This is a genomic window from uncultured Alistipes sp. (assembly GCF_963931675.1).
GTDB lineage: Bacteria > Bacteroidota > Bacteroidia > Bacteroidales > Rikenellaceae > Alistipes.
The window spans coordinates 318,186-337,892 of the sequence record NZ_OZ007039.1 but is presented as its reverse complement, the minus strand read 5'-3'; the positions used below and the strand labels follow the sequence as shown (position 1 = coordinate 337,892).

Genomic DNA, 19,707 nt, shown 5'->3' with positions numbered 1-19,707 from the left:
GTCAGACGATCTCTTTGGTGATTCGCAACACGTTTTCGGTCCCGGAGGTCAGGCGGTAGCGGTCGTCGATCCTCCGGCCGACGAGCCAGACGATGTCGTCGCCCGACAACAGCACGAACTGCCGCTGTTTTTCGGGCAGCGAGACCTTGGCGTCGATCAGGAAGTCGCTGACCTTCTTGCGGCCGGTCATGCCGAAGGGGATGAACCAGTCGCCCTCCCTCCAGCGGCGCAGCGTCAGCGGGAACTGCAGGCGGTCGGCATCGACCTGGGCGATCTGCTCCGGGACGCCGAAATTCTTGATCGTGTCGATGTCGCAGTATTCGTAGTAGAGGACCGCATTTCCGCAGTAGCTGCGCGGGGCGCCCTTCTCCACGGTCACGACGCATTCGTCATCCGGGGCGATGGGCGCCACGAGGATCCTTCCGCGGTCGGTCACCGCCACGTGGTCACGGGCATAGAAGCGGCGTCCGGAGGCTCCCTGCCCGAGGGCGCGGCACAGGGCGTCGATCACGTCGCCCTTGAATCCGTAGGCCGAACTGAGGAGCTCGTAGATCACGAACTCCTGCGGGAAGGCCGGGTCGATGCGGTCGAGATGGATCGTGTCGATCCCCTCCGCGGAGGTCACCGCAAGGTCGCGGATGCGCTCGATGCCGTGGTTGATGAAGAGCTGGGCGTCGGTCAGCCGCGCGAGGTTGCGGCACATCAGGCTCGTGAACTTGGGGTTGATCTCGCGGATGCGCGGAATCAGCCCCAGGCGGATCTTGTTGCGCAGGTATTTGGTCGAGCGGTTCGACGAATCCTCGCGGTAGGGGATGTGGTTCGCGGCGGCGTATTCGAGGATCTCGCGGCGCGAAGCGAACAACAGCGGCCGGATGATCTTCCCCACCTGGGTGGAGATGCCCGTCAGGCCGCGCAGCCCGGTTCCGCGCAGCAGGTTGATGAAGAAGGTCTCGATCGAGTCGTCGGCATGGTGGGCGATAGCCACGGCGGTGTACCCCTCGGCGCGGCTCAACTCGTCGAACCAGGCGTAGCGCAGCCTCCGGGCGGCCATCTCCATCGACTCGCCGGTGCGCTCCATCTCGGCCGCGGTCTCGAAGCGGCGGTTGTAGAACGGCACGCCGTAGCGTGCGGCCTCCTCCTCGACGAGCACTTCGTCCTCGTCGCTTTCGGCGCCCCGGAGCTGGAAGTTGCAGTGGGCAACGCCCACCGCGTACCCGCAGCGGACGAAGAGCGAGAGCATGACCATCGAGTCCACGCCGCCCGAAACGGTCAGCAGAATGCGGTCGTCGTGCGTCACGAGGTTGTTTTCGTCGATGTAGCGTTGAAAGGCTTCGATCAGTGTCATCGTTTCGCTTATAAGAGGTTGACCTCGGTGTCGATTTCTATGCCGAACCTGTCGCGGACGCGCTGCCGGACCTTGCGGGCGAAGGCGAGGACCTCGCCGCCCGTAGCTCCGCCGTGGTTCACCAGCACCAGGGCCTGGCGGTCGTGTACGCCGACATTCCCTTCGCGGTGTCCTTTCATCCCGGCGCGGTCGATGAGCCACCCCGCGGCCAGTTTCACGCGACCCTCGGGGGCGGGGTAGTGGGGCATGTCGGGGTATTCGGCCAGCAGGGCCTCGGCCACCGGGGCCTCCACGACGGGATTCTTGAAGAAACTCCCGGCGTTGCCCAGCACGGCGGGGTCGGGGAGTTTCGAGCGGCGGATGGCGCACACCGCCTCGCGGATGTTGCGCAGCGTGGCGCCGCCGCGGGCCTCGACCTCGCGTTCGACGTCGCCGTACCCGAGCCGGGGCCGAGGCGTGCGGGAGAGTTCGAGTTCTACGGCGGTGATGATGACGCGCCCCTTGAGGGCGTGTTTGAAGACGCTTTCGCGGTATCCGAATCCGCAGTGTGCGGCGTCGAGCGTGAGCATCGTCGCGGTTTCGACGCAGAACATCTCCACGCGGCGGATCGTATCGGCGGCTTCGGCCCCGTAGGCTCCGATATTCTGCACGGGGGCGGCGCCGGCCTTCCCGGGGATGAGCGAGAGGTTTTCCAGCCCCCAGAGGCCGCGTTCGACGGCCCACTCCACGAGGTCGTCCCACTCGACCCCGGCTTCGGCCCGCACGCGGAGTGTCGTGCCGCGCTCTTCGAGGGTCGTGATCTGTCGCGCAACGGGCGTGAGGAGCAAACCGTCGTAGTCCTGCGTAAAGAGGATGTTGTTGCCTCCGGAGAGGACCATCCAGCGCGGGGGGACTCCTGCGGAGAATATTTCGCGCAGGTCATCGGCGTTTTCGAACTCGATGAGGCGCTCCGCCCGCTGCTCTACGCCGAAACTGTTGCGGTCGCGCAGGCTGATTTGGTGAAATTCTCGGATCATGATGCGCAAAGTTACGAATAATTTGCCTAACTTTATAGCATAAAACCCATAACCTATATGTTTACCGAACAGGATTTACAGCAAATTGCCGACCACGGGCTGACACCCGCCCGGGTCGAAACCCAACTGGAAAATTTCCGCCGCGGGTTTCCGTGGCTGAACGTGGTGCGGGCGGCCTCGCCTGCGGACGGAATCGTGATACTCGATGCTGCGCAGGCCGATGCGGCCGTCGCCCGTTATGAAAAGGCGGCTGCGGGGCTCGGAATCGTGAAGTTCGTCCCGGCGTCGGGCGCCGCGACGCGCATGTTCAAGGAGCTCTTCGAGTTCGTCAACGAGGGCAAGCGCGGCAAGGGCATCGACACGCTGCTGTCGAACCTCGACAAGTTCGCCTTCGCACCCGAATTGAAAGCGGTGCTTCCCGAGGACGCCGACGACCGCGCGACGGTCGACGCCATCGTGAACGAAGGGCTGAACTACGGCCATAAACCCAAAGGGCTGGTGACGTTCCACGCCTATCCCGAAGGGGCCCGCAAGGCCGTTGAGGAGCACCTGGTGGAGGGCGCCGCCTACGCCTCGTCGAACGGTGTGGCACGCATCCACTTCACCGTCTCGCCCGAACACATGGAGGGCTTCAAGACGCTGCTTGCCGAGAAGGTCCCGGTTTATGAAAAACGCTTCGGCATCCGCTACGACATCTCGTTCTCGGTGCAGAAGCCCGCGACGGACACCATTGCCGTGAACCCCGACAACACGCCCTTCCGCCAGGAAGACGGACGGCTGCTCTTCCGCCCGGCGGGCCACGGTGCGCTGATCGAGAACCTGAACGAGATCGACGCCGACGTGATCTTCATCAAGAACATCGACAACGTGACGACCGATGCGCAGCGCGGCGATACGATCCGCTATAAGAAGGTGCTGGCGGGCGTGCTGCTCGAACTCCAGGAACAGGCCTTCGAGTACCTGCGGGCGCTGGAGACCGAGGGCTGCGAGCTGGCCCCGATTGCGGAGTTCATCGAGAAGCGGCTGTGCGTGAAACTGCCGACGGATTACGATGCGGCACTGCTGCGTGCGGTGCTCGACCGTCCGATCCGCGTCTGCGGCATGGTCCGCAACGAGGGCGAGCCGGGCGGCGGTCCCTTCTGGGTCGGGAACCCCGACGGCACGGAATCGCTGCAGATTGCCGAGTCGAGCCAGATCGGCCCCGACGACATGCCGCTGATGAAATCGGCCACGCACTTCAATCCGGTGGATCTGGTCTGCGGGGTAAAGACCTCGAAGGGAGGGAAATTCGACCTGCGGCAGTACACCGACCCCTCGACGGGCTTCATCTCGTCGAAGTCGAGCGGCGGACGCGAGTTGCGGGCCCAGGAGTTGCCGGGTCTGTGGAACGGAGCGATGGCGCGCTGGAACACGATCTTCGTGGATGTGCCCATCACGACCTTCTCGCCGGTGAAGGTGGTGCAGGACCTGCTGCGCCCGCAACACCAGTAGCCGCGTGCATTCAGAGGCGAAACGCCCCGGTTCTGTCGAGGTTCGGGATTATAATGATGTAACGACTTGATTTATCGAGTCGTTACATTTTTGTATAGGAGAGTAGGTAACGAGAAAGCAACGGTTTGTTTTCAGCGTCTTGCGCTCAAATACCGCATTTCAAATAACCTATTGCAAGGTATGAAAAAATTTCGGGATAGGCAAATTACAAATTTGCTATTATGTCTCATGGTTTCTGAAATGCATTGCCTTGAATTGAAAAATAGTCCTTATAGTGATTGAGGTTGTTAATCATAACGTTGAATATCCAGGCGAATTTCTGCAAACATTGCCAGAATAGGTTGTTAACTGTCGAGACATCATCCAACCTCGAGTCCCTACATCGAAACAGTTATTTTCATGAGGTATGTGGAAGTAAATTGCTCTGCTAAATAAACCTGAGATTTCGGTGATTTGATATTTTTACTGCATCTATGTCCTGATGGCTGGTTCTCAACCAAACCCTTTTTATTTCCAATTCTGGAAATGTGACGGCGGTTCGAAGCAACAATCCCATTTTCGAAGGCTTTTTACAGATCTCGCACGGATACTTATCAGACGAATTCTCTTTTGGTCAGCCTATGAAGTGTACTCGCCGGCTTAAATTTTCTGGGCGCAGCAAAACTGAATATAGTTGACATGGTATTTGTATGTCGTATAAGCTTGTTTGTGTTCTGAGGGGACAAGGGACACGGCCGCGAAAAACGCGGAAAAAGGATAAAAACTATTTTTTCAAAAGGATCGGATATTCTGTAACATCTCTATTCATTTTTTGAGTTTTCAATATTGAGTATTGATTTATTTCATATAATCGTATTTTGAAAATTCGCAGGAGGTTCCTGGATCTTCTGAAACTTGGATACAACGAGCCTCGGAGATATTTGCTCCGGGGCTCGTTGGCAGTCTTGTATGTCATTCCCAATACTGCATCATACGAGTCTGACATATACATACAGTTGAAAGATCATGTGTGCTGTTCAAACTCTTATATCGGTTCAAAGAGAATGGTTAAAATGAAACAATGTCGTAGAATGGCAAGTCATTTCATGCGCAACACGGTAGCGGACACCGGTTCCGCCTTGACGGATGCCAGATCTTTGCGAACCGTATAGCGTGCCGGCACTCCGCTGCCATAGACGATTTCTGCGACGGCGCCTTCTTCGGGGAATTGTGCCGTAGCACGTTGTGCCGAAGGATTGAGCACTACGATATATTTCTCCCCTGCAGATTCGCGGGCATAAACCATCGGATAGGGATGATTAGGGTCACTGACATAGCGCCAGTCGCCCGAAGTCCCCAAAGCCGGGGTCGCGGCGCGCAGGGCCAGCAGGCCGCGCGTGTAGGAGAGCAGCGAGTGCGGATCGTCGATCTGTGCCGCTACGGTCGGCCGCGCCGGATCGGGATCGACCGGCAGGAAGATATTCGCGGCGTCGGCCGTCGAAAATCCTGCGTTAGGCGTCGCATCCCACTGCATCGGCGTGCGACAGCTGCTACGATTGCGTCTCGCGAAACTTCCCTCCTTGATGGGAGCGTCCTCTATGTTGCGCATGCCGATTTCCTCGCCGTAATAGACGGTCGGCACCCACGGCATGAGCAGGAAGAAGGTCATCGTGACTTTCAGTTCTTCAGGTGTATTGCGCTGATTGCGGTTCAGGCGCCAGATGTCGTGGCTGCATGTGGGCATCGAGAGATAACCTTGTTCGCGTGTGGCATGCCACTCCTTCGTATAACGATCGACGAAACTGCGGATTTGTCCTTTGCCTGCGCGATCGAAATAACAAACGGTCGGTTGATTTTTGTCGTTGGTATTGCAAATCAGCGGACTGTACATGTCGGAACCTGCGCCGTTGTGGATAATCAGGTCGACATGGAAACCCGCAGGGATGGCTTCGCTGGGCTGGCTCCATTCCGATATGAGGATGCACTCGGGATAGCGGGCGTCGATCCATTCGCGCATTTCGTGCCACAGGCGGACGGTGGCCGTGTGGTTCCGGTCGTCATTTTTCACCAGGCTCATCGCCATGTCGCAGCGGAATCCATCCACGCCCTTGTCCATCCAGAAGGCCATGATGTTCTTGATCTCCTGCCGTACGGCTCTCGGCCCGGGATCGTCATATCCCTGCTGCCAGGGTTCGTCGGGATCGGGATGGGCGTAACCGTAGTTGAGAGCGGGTTGGACTTCAAAATAGTTTTTCAGGAAATTGCCGTTGCGGGGTGCATCGCTCTTCACGAACTTCTTGGTCGGAAAGCTCGATTTCGAATCGCTCCAGATGTAGTAATCGCTGTATTGCAGATTCGTGTCGGCGCTGCGTGACTGGCGGAACCACGGGTGTTTATCCGACGTATGTCCGGCCACGAGGTCGAGGCAGATGCGGATTCCCTTCGCATGTGCATCGCGAATCAACTCGACCAATTGCGTGTTGGTTCCGAAACGCGGGTCTACTTTGTAGTAGTCGGTGATATCGTAACCGCCGTCTTCAAACGGACTTTCGAAAACAGGACTCAGCCAGATGGTGTTGAACCCGCAGGCTTTCACGTAATCGAGCCGGCTGCGGATGCCTTCGAGGTCGCCGATGCCGTCGCCGTCGCTATCTTGAAAACTCGAGGGGTAGATGTGGTAGATCACGGCGTTTTTGAGCCATTCGGGCCCGCGCTGGGCGTATGCTGCCGTAGCACAGAGCAAGGTGATGACGAAAAATGGGAATAGTGATTTTTTCATGTCGGAGGAAATAGTTTGATTTACGATTTATGTGACGTATGCCGTGCCGTTTTCATTCAGCTTGGCTGCCGGTTGTTTTTCGACGCCTTGCGCCAGACGACCCCTACCAGCAGGAACGACAGAACCGATGCGGCGATCCAGAATACCGATGCGACGCTGTAATCGTGTGTCGTGATGCCGTCGACGACGGTTTTGTGTTTGTCGAGCAGGGCGCCGCTGATGATGTCCTGAATCCCCGCACCCACATAGCTGGCGATCCCGATGATCCCGAGCGCTGCGCCGCTGGCCCGGCGCGGGACCAGATCGACGGCCATCAAACCGCCCACGAAACAGATCAGGACCCCGATGGCGATGCCGAACAGGACCATAGAAAGGATGTTTATGAACATGCCTGAGCCGGAGTACAGGAACAGACCGAGCGACACGGAACAAAGCACGCCGAACGTCACGGCGATACTGTAACGGCTCCCGTTGAACCATTTGTCGGACATCCATCCCGAAAAGACCGTCCCTGCGATGCCGAGAAAGGCGTTGACGGAGATGACCTGGGTCGCCGTTGCCAGCGGGAAGCCTTTGACCTCCTGGAGGAAGATGACGCCCCAGCCATTTATGGCGTAGCGGCTGACATACATGCAGGCGCTGGCCAGGGCGAGTATCCAGATGTAGGGGTTTCCGAACGCGGCTTTCTGGGCCGCGCCGACCGATTCCCGTTCCACCTCCGTTTCGTCCCCGGCCTCGCCCGAGAGCACCTCCACCGGCGGCAGTCCCTTGCTTTCGGGCGTGTCGTGCAGGAAGAGCAGGATCACCGCCACGCCCATCGCTCCGGCAATGGCCGACCCGACGAATCCCCATTTCCATCCGGCGAACCCCACGACGAGTCCCACGAAGACGAACGATATGGCTTCGCCCAGATTGTGGCTGGCGCTGAAAAATCCATAATAGGTGCCGCGCTTTTTGAGCGGATACCACCTCGACAGCGCGATGATCGCCGGGGCGGCGCCCATCGACTGGCTCCAGCCGTTGATGCCCCACAGGACGGCGAAGACGACGAACAGGGTCGTCGTGGCGAGGGTCCCTCCGCCGGAGAACAGACCCAGCAGTCCCACGCAGAGGTTGGCGATGAATGAAACCGTCAGTCCGGTCGCCATGAAACGTTTGATGTTGCTGTGGTCGGCCAGCAGTCCGTTCACGAACTTTCCGACGGCATAGGCGAAGAGCAGCGCGGAGCTGATGATGCCCAACTGCTGCGCATCCAGCGCATGGCTGTCGATGATCGGTTTCTTCACCACGTTGAGCGTGGTGCGGCAGACGTAGTAAAGACTGTAACCGACCGTTCCGGCCAGAAAACTCTGGAAGCGGAGCCTGCGGTAGAGCCTGTCCCGTTCCTTCGGGCCGCACTGCAACGGCGGAACCGGTTTGCTGATTCCGTAAAAGGTTTTTATTTTGTCGAACATGGGATGTCGTGCGTTAATCGTTCCTTTTCACCAATACCACGTTGTTGACGGCGCGCTGGCCGTAGTGGTCGTAGCGTTTGTTGTCCGCGGGGAAGTTCACGACATGGGTGTCGTGTACGCCCCGGTTTCCGATCAGCATCGTGGTCGAGCCGCCTCCGTCGAGGTTCAATGCACAGCGGGGATTGAAATGCCGGACAAGCATCCGGGTCAGTTCCTGCGCGGTCATTCCCGATGACGTCCACCAGCGTCCGTCGACGGTGATGAGTAGCGCCCGGCCGTCTTCGGTCAGTGCGATCGCCACCCGCGGATGGCGCACACCCTGATGGCGGCGGTAATCTTCGTAGTCGAGCGTGCGCAGGTCGAGGCTGTCCGGATTTGCCGCAAACGTTTCGCCTACAGGTTCGTAATCGGCTATCAGCATCGGGGCGCCCGAGAGTACGGTGGAATAAGTGCTGGCGAGGTAGGAGGCGTTGTCGCCATAGTCTATGTCGGCCTTTCCCGTGGCAGGATCGAGGAAGAATGCCCCTTCGTGCTTCCAGTAACGGGTGTGGGTTTTGTCCACGGTCACTTCGCGCCGGACCTTCCCGTCCGTCTTCACGAACGATACGCCGGGTTCGAAATAGGAGCCGTTGATCCCGGCGAAGGCGTCCGCGCGGAGGGCGAATGCCGAAAGCGAATCGGCCTCTTCGCTGTGTACGACCGAGAGCGAATATCCGCCGTGCGAGAGGTCTATTTCGAGGACGTTGATAGTCTGGTTGGCTCCCGTCGGGAGGTAGAATCCCGTATAGTTGTACCACACGCAGCCGGGGGCTACGACGTCTATCGACCATCCAGCCATGTCGGACGTGCGTGACAACGGATCGTCCGCCGGCGTATTGCAGCATCCTGTGGTGAGCAGGGCGGCCTGTATGAGGATGTAAAATGTCTTTTTCATGTTCATGGCTGCAATCCCAAGACCTCTTGCATCCTTCGACCTATTTCGTCATTCTCCAATACCCCTCCGAAACGGGTCGCGCAGGGCCCGTAGGCGAACAGCGGCACCATCGACGCGGTGTGGCTCACGCTGCCCCAGACATATCCGATGCCGCTTTCGGACAGATGGAAATCAGCATTTCCCGAGGGTATGGCGAGCCCGCCGGTTTCATGGTCGGCGAGGATGATTACCAGTGTCCCGGGATGTGCCTGGGCGTAATCCAGGGCCACACCCACGGCGTTGTCGAAATCCCGTATTTCGGCGAGCATACCCGCTGCGTCGTTGGCGTGGCACATCTTGTCGATGAGCGAACCCTCCACCATCAGGAAAAAGCCTTTTCCGCGGCTGTTGTTCGTCACTATTTCGAGGGCCTTGGCCGTGGCCTGCGGGAGGTATTCCGGCGAACGGCCTTCGGCGATGGTGGGGATGCCGTAGTTGTCGCCCGGATAGAGTGCCATGGCCCGGCCTTCGGAAACGTCGTCGAGTTCTTCGAGGCTTCGGACCACGAGGCAGCCCCTCTTTTCGAGCTTCCCGATGATGCTCGGATCACCCTCCTCCAAATACTGACGGCCGCTGCCGATCAGCACGTCGATGTCGGTGTCGAGCAGGCCGAGGGCCACCTGCTTGTATTTGCGGCGGTCCATCGAATGGCCGAAGAATGCCCCGGGGGTGGCGTGGACGACTCCGGAGGTAACCACTACACCCGTCGCCATACCGCGGGCATCGGCTTTTTCGAGGATGGTGTGCAGGCGGTTTCCCGCGCTGTCGAGCCCGAGCCGGGAGTTGTTGGTTTTCCGGCCTGTGGAGAACGCCGTTCCCGCGGCGGCCGAGTCGGTTACACGATTGTTGGCCGAATGGGTCTTCACGAATCCGGTCACCGGAGCCCGCTCCATTTGGATAGGGCGGTATTCGTTCTCGATCATCAGGGCCGTGACGTGGGCCAGCCCCATTCCGTCACCGATCATCAGGATTATGTTTTCGACCTTTTCGGCCTCCTGCTGTTTTTTCGCGGGTTTCGCAGCGAACGCCGTTGCGGACAGCAGGACCGGGACAACAGCGCATAACAAAAATAAGGATCGTTTCATTTTTATTTGAATTACTGATAATAAAGGCAATCTGTCGAAACGAGGCGGAATATCCCAGCTTCCTCTTGCTCCGGCAGATTGCCTGTTTCCAAATTCTGGGTATGTCCTATTCGTTGACCCAGGCACCAATCACGGCCTTTCCGTCACGACTTACTCCGCGTTGATCGAGAATGATTACATCTTTCGATATCCACTGTGAATATTCAATCTGCAATGCTCTCAACATTGGCACTCCCATGCCGTTGGTAAGAGCCGGATTATCCGGTCCCTTCAGTGCAACGGTTTGTGTCTTGCCTCCGTTATCGGAAAGCGGACCAAGCATCGTTTCCGCATCGAATGATATATCCTGCAAAAGAATGCTATTGACGTCATATATCTGACTTCCGTTGACATAAGACTGTCCTGCGGAAAGCACGGCTTGGCCGCCGTCATCGTCAAGTTGAAGATCCGAGTTTTTAGGATCGCTGTTGCCTGAGACGATCGTATTGTATATTCTCGTGATGCAATAGCTGTTGGAAATATTGATTCCCCCGCCGTATGACTTTGCCGTATTACCTGTAATCGTACAGTTAACAATGTCTAACTTCGTCGTCTTGCCATTTGCGCCGTATACAGCGATGGCACCGCCTTTGCCGCCCGTATTACCCATAAACGTGGAGTTAACGATCACGGTTTCGGAGTTTTCGCGACCATAGATTGCACCTCCTTGACGAGTGTTGTGATCGGCCACATTCTTCGTAAAGGTCGAATTGTAGATATAATTGTACGACTTTGCATTGGTATTGACAGCATAGATTGCTGTGCCGAAATGGGAGGTACGGTTATTTTCAAACGTACAGTTATCGACAGTCAGCGTGGAAGTGTCGTTGTAAATACCGGCGCCGCCGTTATTGCCGGAGTGGATATTGTCCGAAATTACACAATTTTCGAATTTGACATCCGATCCATTGTGGAGTACGATATTGCCATTGTTCTGTGCTGTATTGTCTTTGATTTTACAATTTACGAAGTCGACGGCCGAAGCGACGATTACAATACCGCCTCCAGATCGGGCATCTACCGAAGTTCCGTTGATCGTAACTTTCCGGTTGGTCTGTGCCTTTCCGCCAGTGATCGTAATCCCCTGTATTTTCAATCGGAAATCGGGATCGGGAACTGCAGTTACGACGACCACATGAGATACTGTTCCGTTTTCCGTTTCACCGCTGAAAATCGTCTCATTGACTGCGGGGGCGGATATGGCTCCTTCCGTTGCATCGGAGGGATAGCCTCCGATGAGGGTAATGTTAGAGTTCAGTTCAAACGTTTTGTCGCTCGCATTGTCGAGGCTTCCGCCCGCTACAGGTGCGTAGGGAGTATATGTCCCGGCAGCCAAGTGTACCTTATCACCAAACACCGCCATATTCAAGGCATTTTCGAGTGTGGTAGCATTTGCCCACGACAGTCCGTCGGCCGTACCGTCGCCGTCCGTCTTGACGTAATAGTCCATGGGATTTTCTCCGGCGACGGTCGGCGCCTGGGTGATGCGGAAGGTTTTGACCGCATCGTCCGTGATCCAGATCCGGACGGTCCCCGTCCGTTCGTCGCGCGAGGTGTTGAGTGCAACGGAGATGATGCAGTCTCCGTCACCTGTTCCGCGGGCCTTTTCGAACGAGATCCAACTGGCATCCGTGCCTGCACGCCACGGTAGGTTCGATTCAACGGGGATGGTGAGGGTCGTTTTTTCGCGCGGCACGTTCTCCACCTCGTTCGCCCGGATGGAGAGTTCGGGCGTTTCGGGGGTGAATCCGCTGTCGTCGGTCGGAAAGGCTTCGCATCCCGCTGACACGGCAAGGAGCAGAAGTGCATATGCCGTCCGGGTGAAATAGGTGCTTATGTTTTTCATCTTCATCGGATTTATTGGTTGGAAATAATCAGGAGCCCGTCGCCTACGGCCCGCTCCTGGCCGCCGTTGTCACAGGGCCAGTTGCAGACCTTGAAACGGTCGTCGGTGAATTCCGGCGTAGTGCGGACGAGGAATGTCGTGGAGCCTCCTCCATCGAGGTTGATTGCATCGTGCGCTCCGATGCTTTGGAAACAGAGCCCCAGTTCCTGATAGCGCATACCGTTGGAATAACTCCAATTCCGGCCGTCGACGACGAGGGACCAAACCGTTTTTCCGTCTTCCGACACGCCTACCGCCGTGCGCGGTTCGAGACCTTCCTCCTCTTGCGTCACGAGTTCACCCTCCGTCATGAGCATCACGCCGCCGCTCACGGCCTCCTGGATCACGCCGCTGGCATTGACCGCAGGATAGTCGTCGCGGTGCGCCACGGCGGCTTTTTTGTCCCGGGTGATGTAGAACACGCTGCGTTCGCCGCTGTCGAAGGTGTTTTTCAGCATGACGCCGTTCCGGTGTACGGGACCGCGGGGTACGCCAGTCGTCATATTGAAGAAGTCAGCGTTGAAACCTGCCCAGACCTTGTTGCCGGCGGCATCGGCTGCAAGGGCCTGCCGTGTCATGGACTGCATCTTGAACGTCGTGCCGTTGTCGGGCAGCGACGCCGCGATGGAAATGGCGGGATTAGAGAGGTCCACCTCGACGACGAACATCTTTGTCGTGTAACCTTCGTACGAGACGTATGCAATTTCGGTGGCTTCCACACCGTCGGTAACGGTCCAGGTGCGGTCATCGATCATATGGCCGATCAGCCCCGTGCCCGCGACGAGTTTTTGGGCAACAGCCGTTGTGGCGGTTGTATTGTCGTACGCATCATTGTAATCAGGAGTATCGTTGCACGACCAAAGAGTTGTGGACAATGCAAAAAGGCAAAACAACAGTCGGATTTTCAAGAATATTTTATTGTTGGTTTTCATAACGGTCTTTTTTACAATAAGACTTGGTTTTCGGCTGCATAATCAGTCCCCGTATCCGGGATTTTGTCCCAGCAGCGGGTTGAGCAGGCGTTGCTGGCCAGGTATCGGGAATAGTACCTGATGAGACTGGATGCCCAGTTCCTCCACGGCGCGGCCGGTACGAACCAAATCGTAATAGCGGAAATTCTCGGTCACCAGTTCCCTGCGGCGCTCGTCCATCACGGCGTCCATGAACGCCTTGTCCGTGGTCGGGGCGGGGTTGATCGCCGTCAGTCCACGGACTTCGCGCAACTCGTTGAGTCGCGCCAGTCCGTTGGGGCGTCCCTGAGCTTCGGCGCTGATGAGGTACATCTCGGCGACACGCGAGACGATTACCGGGTCCTTGCCCGTCTGTCCGCTGGGATACTTGTTGAAGAGGGTCTGTCCGGCTACGCTGGTGAAGGTGATCTCCTTGCGCTTGTCCTCGTCCGAGAAGACCGCCAGCAGGTCTTTGGTGGGATAGTAGACCCCCTGGCCTTTGTTCTCATGAGCATAGGTGTAGAACAGGTCGCTGATGTTGAGCCCCGACTCCTCCGAGAGATTCTCGAAGGCGAAGATGATCTCCGTGTTGGCTGCCTTGCGGAAGATCTTTTCGAAATCGTCGAGTTTATACTTGCCGATCAGGCTTTCGGCCAGTTCGGCGGCCTCTGTTTTCTTGCCTCGGCTCAGCTTCACGCGTGCCATGAGCGCGACGGCTGCGTCGTGTGACACGTAATAATAGCTTTTGCTCGATCCGAGCAGGTCCAGTGCCAGCTCCAACTCTTCCTCGATGAAATTCCATACCTGCTCGGCAGGGTCGCGCGGCACGTTCTCCTGCGTATTCTCCCGGAGGATGGGCATGTCGCCCCAGCGGGTTACCATGCAGTAGTAGAGGTATGCTCTGAAATAGTGGGATTCGCCGAGTGCCAGCGTGGCTTCCGACGACCCAGGGTATTTTTCCGCGGCTTTGATGAGGTTGTTGACCTGGTACAGGATGTAGAAATAGCCTGCCCACGAAGTGTTCTGGTAGCTGTTGAGCGACGAGAGCATCGAATTTATCTGGTCTTTCGAAGTTCCCGAATTCCCACGGATGTTACCGCCGAGGATGTCGAACATGATATAGGAACGCACCCCGGGTCCGCCGCTCTGGAAACTGCTGTAAACGCCCATGCGCATGGCCGGGAGGTCGGCTTCGGTGACGGCTTCCGGCGGGATCGAATAGCGGGAAAATCTGTCGAGGTCGCCTGCGCAGGAAAAGCCTGCGGCTGCAAGGACGACGAGTGTGAAGTGAAATAGTATCTTTTTCATAGGTTTCGCTCTCCGTTTAGATGGTTATGTTGATACCGAAAGTGAACATACGCGGCTGGGGTACGGTAAGCCGGTCGACGCCGTAATACAACGGATTGAGATCCTTGCTGACATCCGGATCCCAGCCGGGATATTTCGAGATGAGGAACAGGTTGTCGCCCTGAAAGTAGATGCGGAGTCCTTTCATGCGGAGCTTCGACGTGATTGCCGCCGGGAATTCGTATCCCAGGACGAGGCTGCGGAGCCGAATGAAAGAGCCGTCGTGCAGGATACGCGATGAGTTGCGCACGTTGGGGGTCGCCCGGTTGAAGATGGCGCGCGGGTATTCGTTGGTGCTGCCCGGGCCCGTCCACCGGTTTTCGACCTGAGACGCCAGTACGTTCGACGTGTGACTGAGACGTGCGGCGTTGATCATCCATTCAGCCAGCACCTTGTTGCCGTATTGGTAAGTGAAAAAGACGTCAAGGCGCAGACCCTTCCACTTGAATGTATTGTTCCATCCGCCGAAGAACTTGGGGTTCGAAGAGCCTTGGATTACGCGATCTTCATCGGTGATTTGTCCGTCGTTGTTGACATCCCTCCATTTGACGTCGCCGGCCCGGATTCCGTCGGCATACTGCGGATCGGGAACCTCTCCGTCGTACTGGTAGATGCCGAGTTGCTCGAACACGTACCATGAACCCACCTCCTCGCCTGCACGGAGGATGCGGTTGGAGGCGATGATGTCCTCGCCCGTGAGCGACTTGATGATGTTCTTGTTGTGTGAGATGTTGAACTGCGAGAGCCAAGAGAAGTGCTTGCCGAAGTTGAAGTGGGTGTTGAGGGTGAATTCTACGCCCCGGTTGCGGATCGATCCGATATTCGAGAGGGTCGAAGTCGTTCCCGTATGGGCGGCCACCGGCTTGTTGTAAAGCAGGTCGAATGTGTTTTTCTGGTAGATGTCGAAGATCATGTTGACCTTGCCTTTCAGGAAGGCCAGGTCGAATCCGACGTCATACTGGTCGGCCTTTTCCCAGCGAAGATTCCGGTTCCCGAAGTCGGACACCGCGATACCGCTTTGTCCTCCGTAGTTCTTGCCGCCGGACATCTTGGCGTGATAGGCCCAGGGGCTGATGCCCTCCTGGTTGCCGGTGCGTCCGTAGCTGGCGCGGAATTTCAGGTCGATGCCCGAGTCCTCCATGAAGGGCTCGTTGCCGAGGTTCCATCCGAACGAAACGGAGGGGAACCAGCCCCAGCGGTTCTCGGGGGCGAATTTCGACGAACCGTCCGTGCGCAATGTTGCGGTGAGCATGTAGCGGTCTTTGTAGCCTGCGGTGATACGTCCGAAATAGGATTCCATCGCGTATTCGTTGAGCGTTCCGGTAACGTTGTAGAATTCCGCAGCGGCATTGACGATGTTGAACGACGGCGAGGGGAATCCGCGCACGTCGACGTAATTCTGCTTGCGGGTCACATCCTGATAGGAGTGGCCCAGCATGGCACTGAAATCGACGTCGCCGAACTTGTCGTTATAGTTGGCGTAGACCTCGAACGTGGTGTTGGGCACGTGGCGGTAAGCCTCCACCAGACGTCCCACGCCCGTACCGTAGGGATGGTTCTCGTTATAGTAGGTATAGTCGTAGGTGAAGCTCAGGTCGGCGTTGTAGTTGGCCTGAATTTGCAGTTTGTCGTCGAAAAAGTTGAACTTGGCGAAGAAATTGCCCAAGATGCGGTAATTCTCGATATAGGCGATCTGCTCGTCGAGGATCTGCACGGGGTTGTGGAACGTGAGTTGGGGAGTGCCGCCGGTGTAATACCCCCCCCCGGTGTATAGACATGGTCGATAGGGCGCTGGTGGATCAGGCGTTCCAGGATCGACGAGCCGATGTTGGAGCCGGGAATCTGGTCGTTCTTCATATAATTGCCCGAAACGTTGGCGCCCACCTCCAGCCATTTGGCGAATTTCTGCGTCACTTTGGCCTTGAGGTTCGCCTTGCGCATGGCGTTGGTGCGGATGACGCCGGTCTGGTCGTTATAGCTTCCGCCCACGTAATAGGTGGTCTTGGCGTTGCCTCCAGACACGGAGACATCGACGTTGTAGCTCCGGCCCAGCTGCGTGCCGATCTTCATCCAGTCGGTGTCGGGCATCGTGCCGAAGGGGTTCTGAATGTGGACTTGGTAGTCTGCGTCCCCGACTTGATAACCGTACTGGCGGTTGTAGTTGTCGACGCCTTCGTTATAGGCTTCGATATACTGTTTTGAGTTGGCCATCTTCACCCTCCGGAGGTTGGGGAATTGCGAGATGCCCGCTTGGAAGTTGAGCCGAAGCGTGGCTTTTCCCTCGCGGCCCGACTTGGTGGTGATGAGCACCACGCCGTTGGAGGCCCGCGATCCGTAGATGGCGGCCGATGCCGCGTCTTTGAGGACTTCGATTGACTCGATGTCGTAGACGGCGATGGTCGCCATGGAACTCATGGTCTCTCCGAAGTTGAAGATATTGGCGTCTTCGTTGGTGATCGGAATGCCGTCGATAACGTAAAGGGGCTCGTTGCCCGCGCTGATCGAGGAGATACCCCGGATGCTCATACGTTCGCCCGAGCCGAGGTTTCCCGATCCCGTCGTGGAAATAACGCCGGCCACACGGCCTTGGAGCAGCTGTCCGGGGCTGGCCACCTGACGCTGGTTGTTCTCGTCGACCACCATCTTGCTGATGGCGCTCGATACCAGACCGCGGCGCTGGGTTCCGTAGCCGACCACCACGATATCGTCCACCAGTTTGGACTCTTCGTTGAGCACGACCGTCAACTGGTCCTTGTTCTGCGGCGTGACGACCACCGTGCGGGGTTCGTAGCCGAGGAACGAGATGTTGAGCGTCGCGGGAAGCGTGATGTCGCTCAGCTGGAATCCGCCCTGGATGCCGCTGGTGACGCCTTTGTTCGTGCCTGCGACGATGACGGTGGCTCCCGAAACGGGGGCGTTGTTCTTGTCCAGCACCCATCCGGTTATGGTCTCGGATTTGGGGGCCTGCTGCTTTTTTGCCGGGGCCCGGCGGATGAATACCTGCTGTCCGTCGATGGCGTAGGTGTTCTCGCTTCCTTCGAAGAGTTTGTCGAGGGTCTGGCGGATGGTGAGGTTGGTGGTTTTGAGGGTCACTTTGCGGGCCGAACTGAACAGCCCGTCGTAGTAAAAGAACGAGTAACCGCTGATCCGGCTGATCTCGTCGAGCGTTTCCGACATCGACTTGTTTTCGACCGAAACGGAAAATACTTTTCTTTCGCTCTGGGCTGATGCAGTCGACGAAAATGCCGGAATGCATAGGAGCGTCAGCAAAAGGGGCCGGAGTATCTTTGCGGCCCAAGTTTTAAAGTCCGGTTTTTTCTTCATATATTTGTAAAGTTATTTGATGGTTTACCTATTACCGTAATGTCAAATGACGCAGGGCAGGAGGTTTTAGCGGATCGCCTGCCTTGTTTTTTTGGGGGGGGCTTTATCGTATTATCATAGGCAATTCAGGTTTTTCGGTTAGACTTAGGTCGGTTATCGGTGCAGCATATAGGTGCGTTTTTCGCTGTCCCACGTGTACTGAATTTGGGCGGTGTTACAGATTACATCGAGTACGCGGATGAGTTCGTCTTTGAGGATGAGTTCTCCGGAGCAGGTGAGCCCCGACGTCGAGGGATCGGCCACGATGTTGATGTTGTAGTATTTGGAGAGCCGTTTGACGATGGTGGCGATCTTTTCGTTGCGGAACTTGTAGTTGCCGTCCTTCCAGGAGACGTACTCCTCCACGTCGACCGCCGTGATGTAGTCGTGTTCCCCGGACGAGAAATACATCTGGTTCGGGGCGAGTTCCGATTTGCGGCCTTTGGCGTTGGTCACAGCAACCTTTCCGCCAACCAGCACCACCGACAGTTCCTCCTCCTTTTCATAGGCGTTGACGTTGAGGGTCGTTCCCAGAACCTCGATGCCGGCGCGTTTGGTCTTGATCACGAACGGCCATGCCGGGTTATGGGCGATTTCTCCGTACACCTCTCCGTCGACGTAGATTTCCCTCCGGTCGCCAGCGAACTTTTCAGGGTAGATCACTTTCGTTCCGGCATTTATCCACAGCCGGCTGCTGTCGGCGAGGATCAGCGTCGAGCGTTTGCCGTAGGGCACGGCCAGCAGGTTGAGCTTTCCCTGCTCCCTCTCCTGTTCGGCGATCTCCTGTTCGTTGACTGTCAGGCCCTCCTGGCTGTAATCCACGTGCGCTTCGTCCCCCGGCATCTCGACCACCTTATTGCCCAGGACCAGTTTGATGTGGTCCGTATCCTCCGTGTGGGCCAGGCTGCGGATGTCGGTGCCGTTTATGGTCGTCATTCCGCCGCCCGGTGTCAGGGGGCGCAGTACGATGGCGACGGCGATACATGCCGCCGATGCCACCAGCGCGGCCGGCCACATCCATCTCTTCGCTGCCGGTCTGCGGCGCCGTGCGGGTCGCAGGCCGTGCACCGAACCTTCGATGCGTTTCCACAATTTTTCGATACGTTCTTCGGGAACGTCGGCCCGGTGAGGCGGCCTGTTCAGGGAGAGCAGGATATTGCGGGCTTCGCAGAAAATCTCCGGGTCGATATTCCCGTCGGCCAGCCGGCACTCCCAGAATATTTGTGTCTCCTCCGTGGGATTGATGATGGACGAGATGAAAAAATCGTCTTGGAGCAGTTCCTCCGTGCTGATATGGGTGTAATCTCTTTTCATGCGTTGTCGTTGCTTCTGGTATAAGGACAGAGTGGAACCGGAAAAGTACTCTTTTTGCCGGCGAGAACGTTTACAGGGAGTTGAAAAGCAGCAGCAGGAAAGCCCCGGAGAGGTGGGGATAGATCTCGCGGATTTTTTTGATCGACGAATGGACCAGGTTTTTGGCCGACTGGCTGTTGATCTCCATCATCGCACCGATCTCGTTGTAGTGCAACTGCTCGACGAACCGGTAATAGACCGCCTGCTTCTGGCGCGCCGAGAGGTTCTTCTCCATTTCGGCGACGAGCTGTTTGGAACGGTCGTTCTCCTCCTTCCTGACGATCGTCTCTTCCAGATCCGTCTGGTCGTGGAGCTGGCGGCAGGTCGAGATGTCCATCCGGAACCGGAAACTCTTGCTGTTGGCATGGTTGAGCAGGGTGTTTTTGAGCGAGATGAGCAGGTAGAGTTTCACGTTCTTCAGCTCCGGCAGCCGTTCCCGGTTGACGTAGATGCGGACGAATATGTCGTGGATGGCATCCTCGATGATCTGCCTGTCGTCGCAGAAGTGCAGTCCGTAGAGGTACATCGGCCGGACATAGAGTTCATAGAGCCGGGCATAGGCCTCCCGGCTTCCGTTGACGAACGATTGCCACAAAGAATCCTGTACGATTATCTCCTTCTGGTACATCGGGACACGCTATTGGGTTG

The 19,707-nt window shown here is 57.2% G+C and carries 14 protein-coding genes; 1 reads left to right on the top strand and 13 read right to left on the bottom strand.

From position 1 onward, the window contains the following. Position 1: 1 nt before the first annotated feature. Together tilS and murB are read right to left on the bottom strand one after the other, a co-directional pair. Complete coding sequence (tilS, locus tag ABGT65_RS01455) at positions 2-1,345, bottom strand: tRNA lysidine(34) synthetase TilS (protein WP_346699437.1); 1,344 nt, start codon at positions 1,343-1,345, stop codon at positions 2-4. 8 nt (positions 1,346-1,353) lie between these two features. Continuing rightward, complete coding sequence (gene murB, locus ABGT65_RS01450) at positions 1,354-2,361, bottom strand: UDP-N-acetylmuramate dehydrogenase (RefSeq protein ID WP_346699436.1); 1,008 nt, start codon at positions 2,359-2,361, stop codon at positions 1,354-1,356. A 57-nt stretch (positions 2,362-2,418) separates the two neighbouring features. Here murB and ABGT65_RS01445 point away from each other — a divergent pair, with 57 nt between their 5' ends. Further along, the gene (locus tag ABGT65_RS01445) at positions 2,419-3,852 is read left to right on the top strand and encodes a DUF4301 family protein (RefSeq protein ID WP_346699435.1); all 1,434 of its coding nucleotides are present in this window, start codon (positions 2,419-2,421) and stop codon (positions 3,850-3,852) included. A 1,078-nt stretch (positions 3,853-4,930) separates the two neighbouring features. Here ABGT65_RS01445 and ABGT65_RS01440 read toward each other — a convergent pair. The 11 genes from ABGT65_RS01440 to ABGT65_RS01390 form a co-directional block, all read right to left on the bottom strand. After that, complete coding sequence (locus ABGT65_RS01440) at positions 4,931-6,610, bottom strand: alpha-amylase family glycosyl hydrolase (protein WP_346699434.1); 1,680 nt, start codon at positions 6,608-6,610, stop codon at positions 4,931-4,933. Positions 6,611-6,666: 56 nt separating this feature from the next. Then, a complete protein-coding gene (locus ABGT65_RS01435; protein ID WP_346699433.1) occupies positions 6,667-8,064 on the bottom strand; it encodes an MFS transporter in 1,398 nt (465 codons plus the stop codon). A 13-nt stretch (positions 8,065-8,077) separates the two neighbouring features. Continuing rightward, complete coding sequence (locus ABGT65_RS01430; protein ID WP_346699432.1) at positions 8,078-8,998, bottom strand: phosphodiester glycosidase family protein; 921 nt, start codon at positions 8,996-8,998, stop codon at positions 8,078-8,080. 2 nt (positions 8,999-9,000) lie between these two features. Next, positions 9,001-10,122, bottom strand: coding sequence for an alkaline phosphatase (locus ABGT65_RS01425; protein ID WP_044054018.1), 1,122 nt, complete (start codon positions 10,120-10,122; stop codon positions 9,001-9,003). A 106-nt stretch (positions 10,123-10,228) separates the two neighbouring features. Beyond that, positions 10,229-12,007 (bottom strand): right-handed parallel beta-helix repeat-containing protein, encoded by a 1,779-nt coding sequence (locus ABGT65_RS01420; protein WP_346699431.1) that lies wholly within the window; start codon positions 12,005-12,007, stop codon positions 10,229-10,231. A gap of 11 nt (positions 12,008-12,018) precedes the next feature. Further along, on the bottom strand, positions 12,019-12,978 hold the full coding sequence (locus ABGT65_RS01415; protein WP_346699430.1) for a phosphodiester glycosidase family protein: 960 nt from the start codon (positions 12,976-12,978) through the stop codon (positions 12,019-12,021). Between the two features lie 42 nt (positions 12,979-13,020). Next, positions 13,021-14,304 carry a RagB/SusD family nutrient uptake outer membrane protein gene (locus ABGT65_RS01410; protein ID WP_346699429.1) on the bottom strand — a complete coding sequence of 428 codons (1,284 nt, stop codon included), beginning with the start codon at positions 14,302-14,304 and terminating at the stop codon, positions 13,021-13,023. A 16-nt stretch (positions 14,305-14,320) separates the two neighbouring features. After that, positions 14,321-16,051: a SusC/RagA family TonB-linked outer membrane protein gene (locus ABGT65_RS01405; RefSeq protein ID WP_346703037.1), complete on the bottom strand. Its 1,731-nt coding sequence runs from the start codon at positions 16,049-16,051 to the stop codon at positions 14,321-14,323. After that, positions 15,934-17,520 carry a TonB-dependent receptor plug domain-containing protein gene (locus tag ABGT65_RS01400; protein WP_346699428.1) on the bottom strand — a complete coding sequence of 529 codons (1,587 nt, stop codon included), beginning with the start codon at positions 17,518-17,520 and terminating at the stop codon, positions 15,934-15,936. The genes ABGT65_RS01405 and ABGT65_RS01400 overlap by 118 nt, the downstream gene beginning before the upstream one ends. Before the next feature lie 300 nt (positions 17,521-17,820). Further along, positions 17,821-19,020, bottom strand: a complete 1,200-nt coding sequence (locus ABGT65_RS01395) for a FecR family protein (RefSeq protein WP_217954942.1) — start codon at positions 19,018-19,020, stop codon at positions 17,821-17,823. A 70-nt stretch (positions 19,021-19,090) separates the two neighbouring features. Next, entirely contained in the window at positions 19,091-19,687 is a 597-nt protein-coding gene (locus ABGT65_RS01390) for an RNA polymerase sigma factor (RefSeq protein WP_346699427.1), read from the bottom strand. Positions 19,688-19,707: the final 20 nt, after the last annotated feature.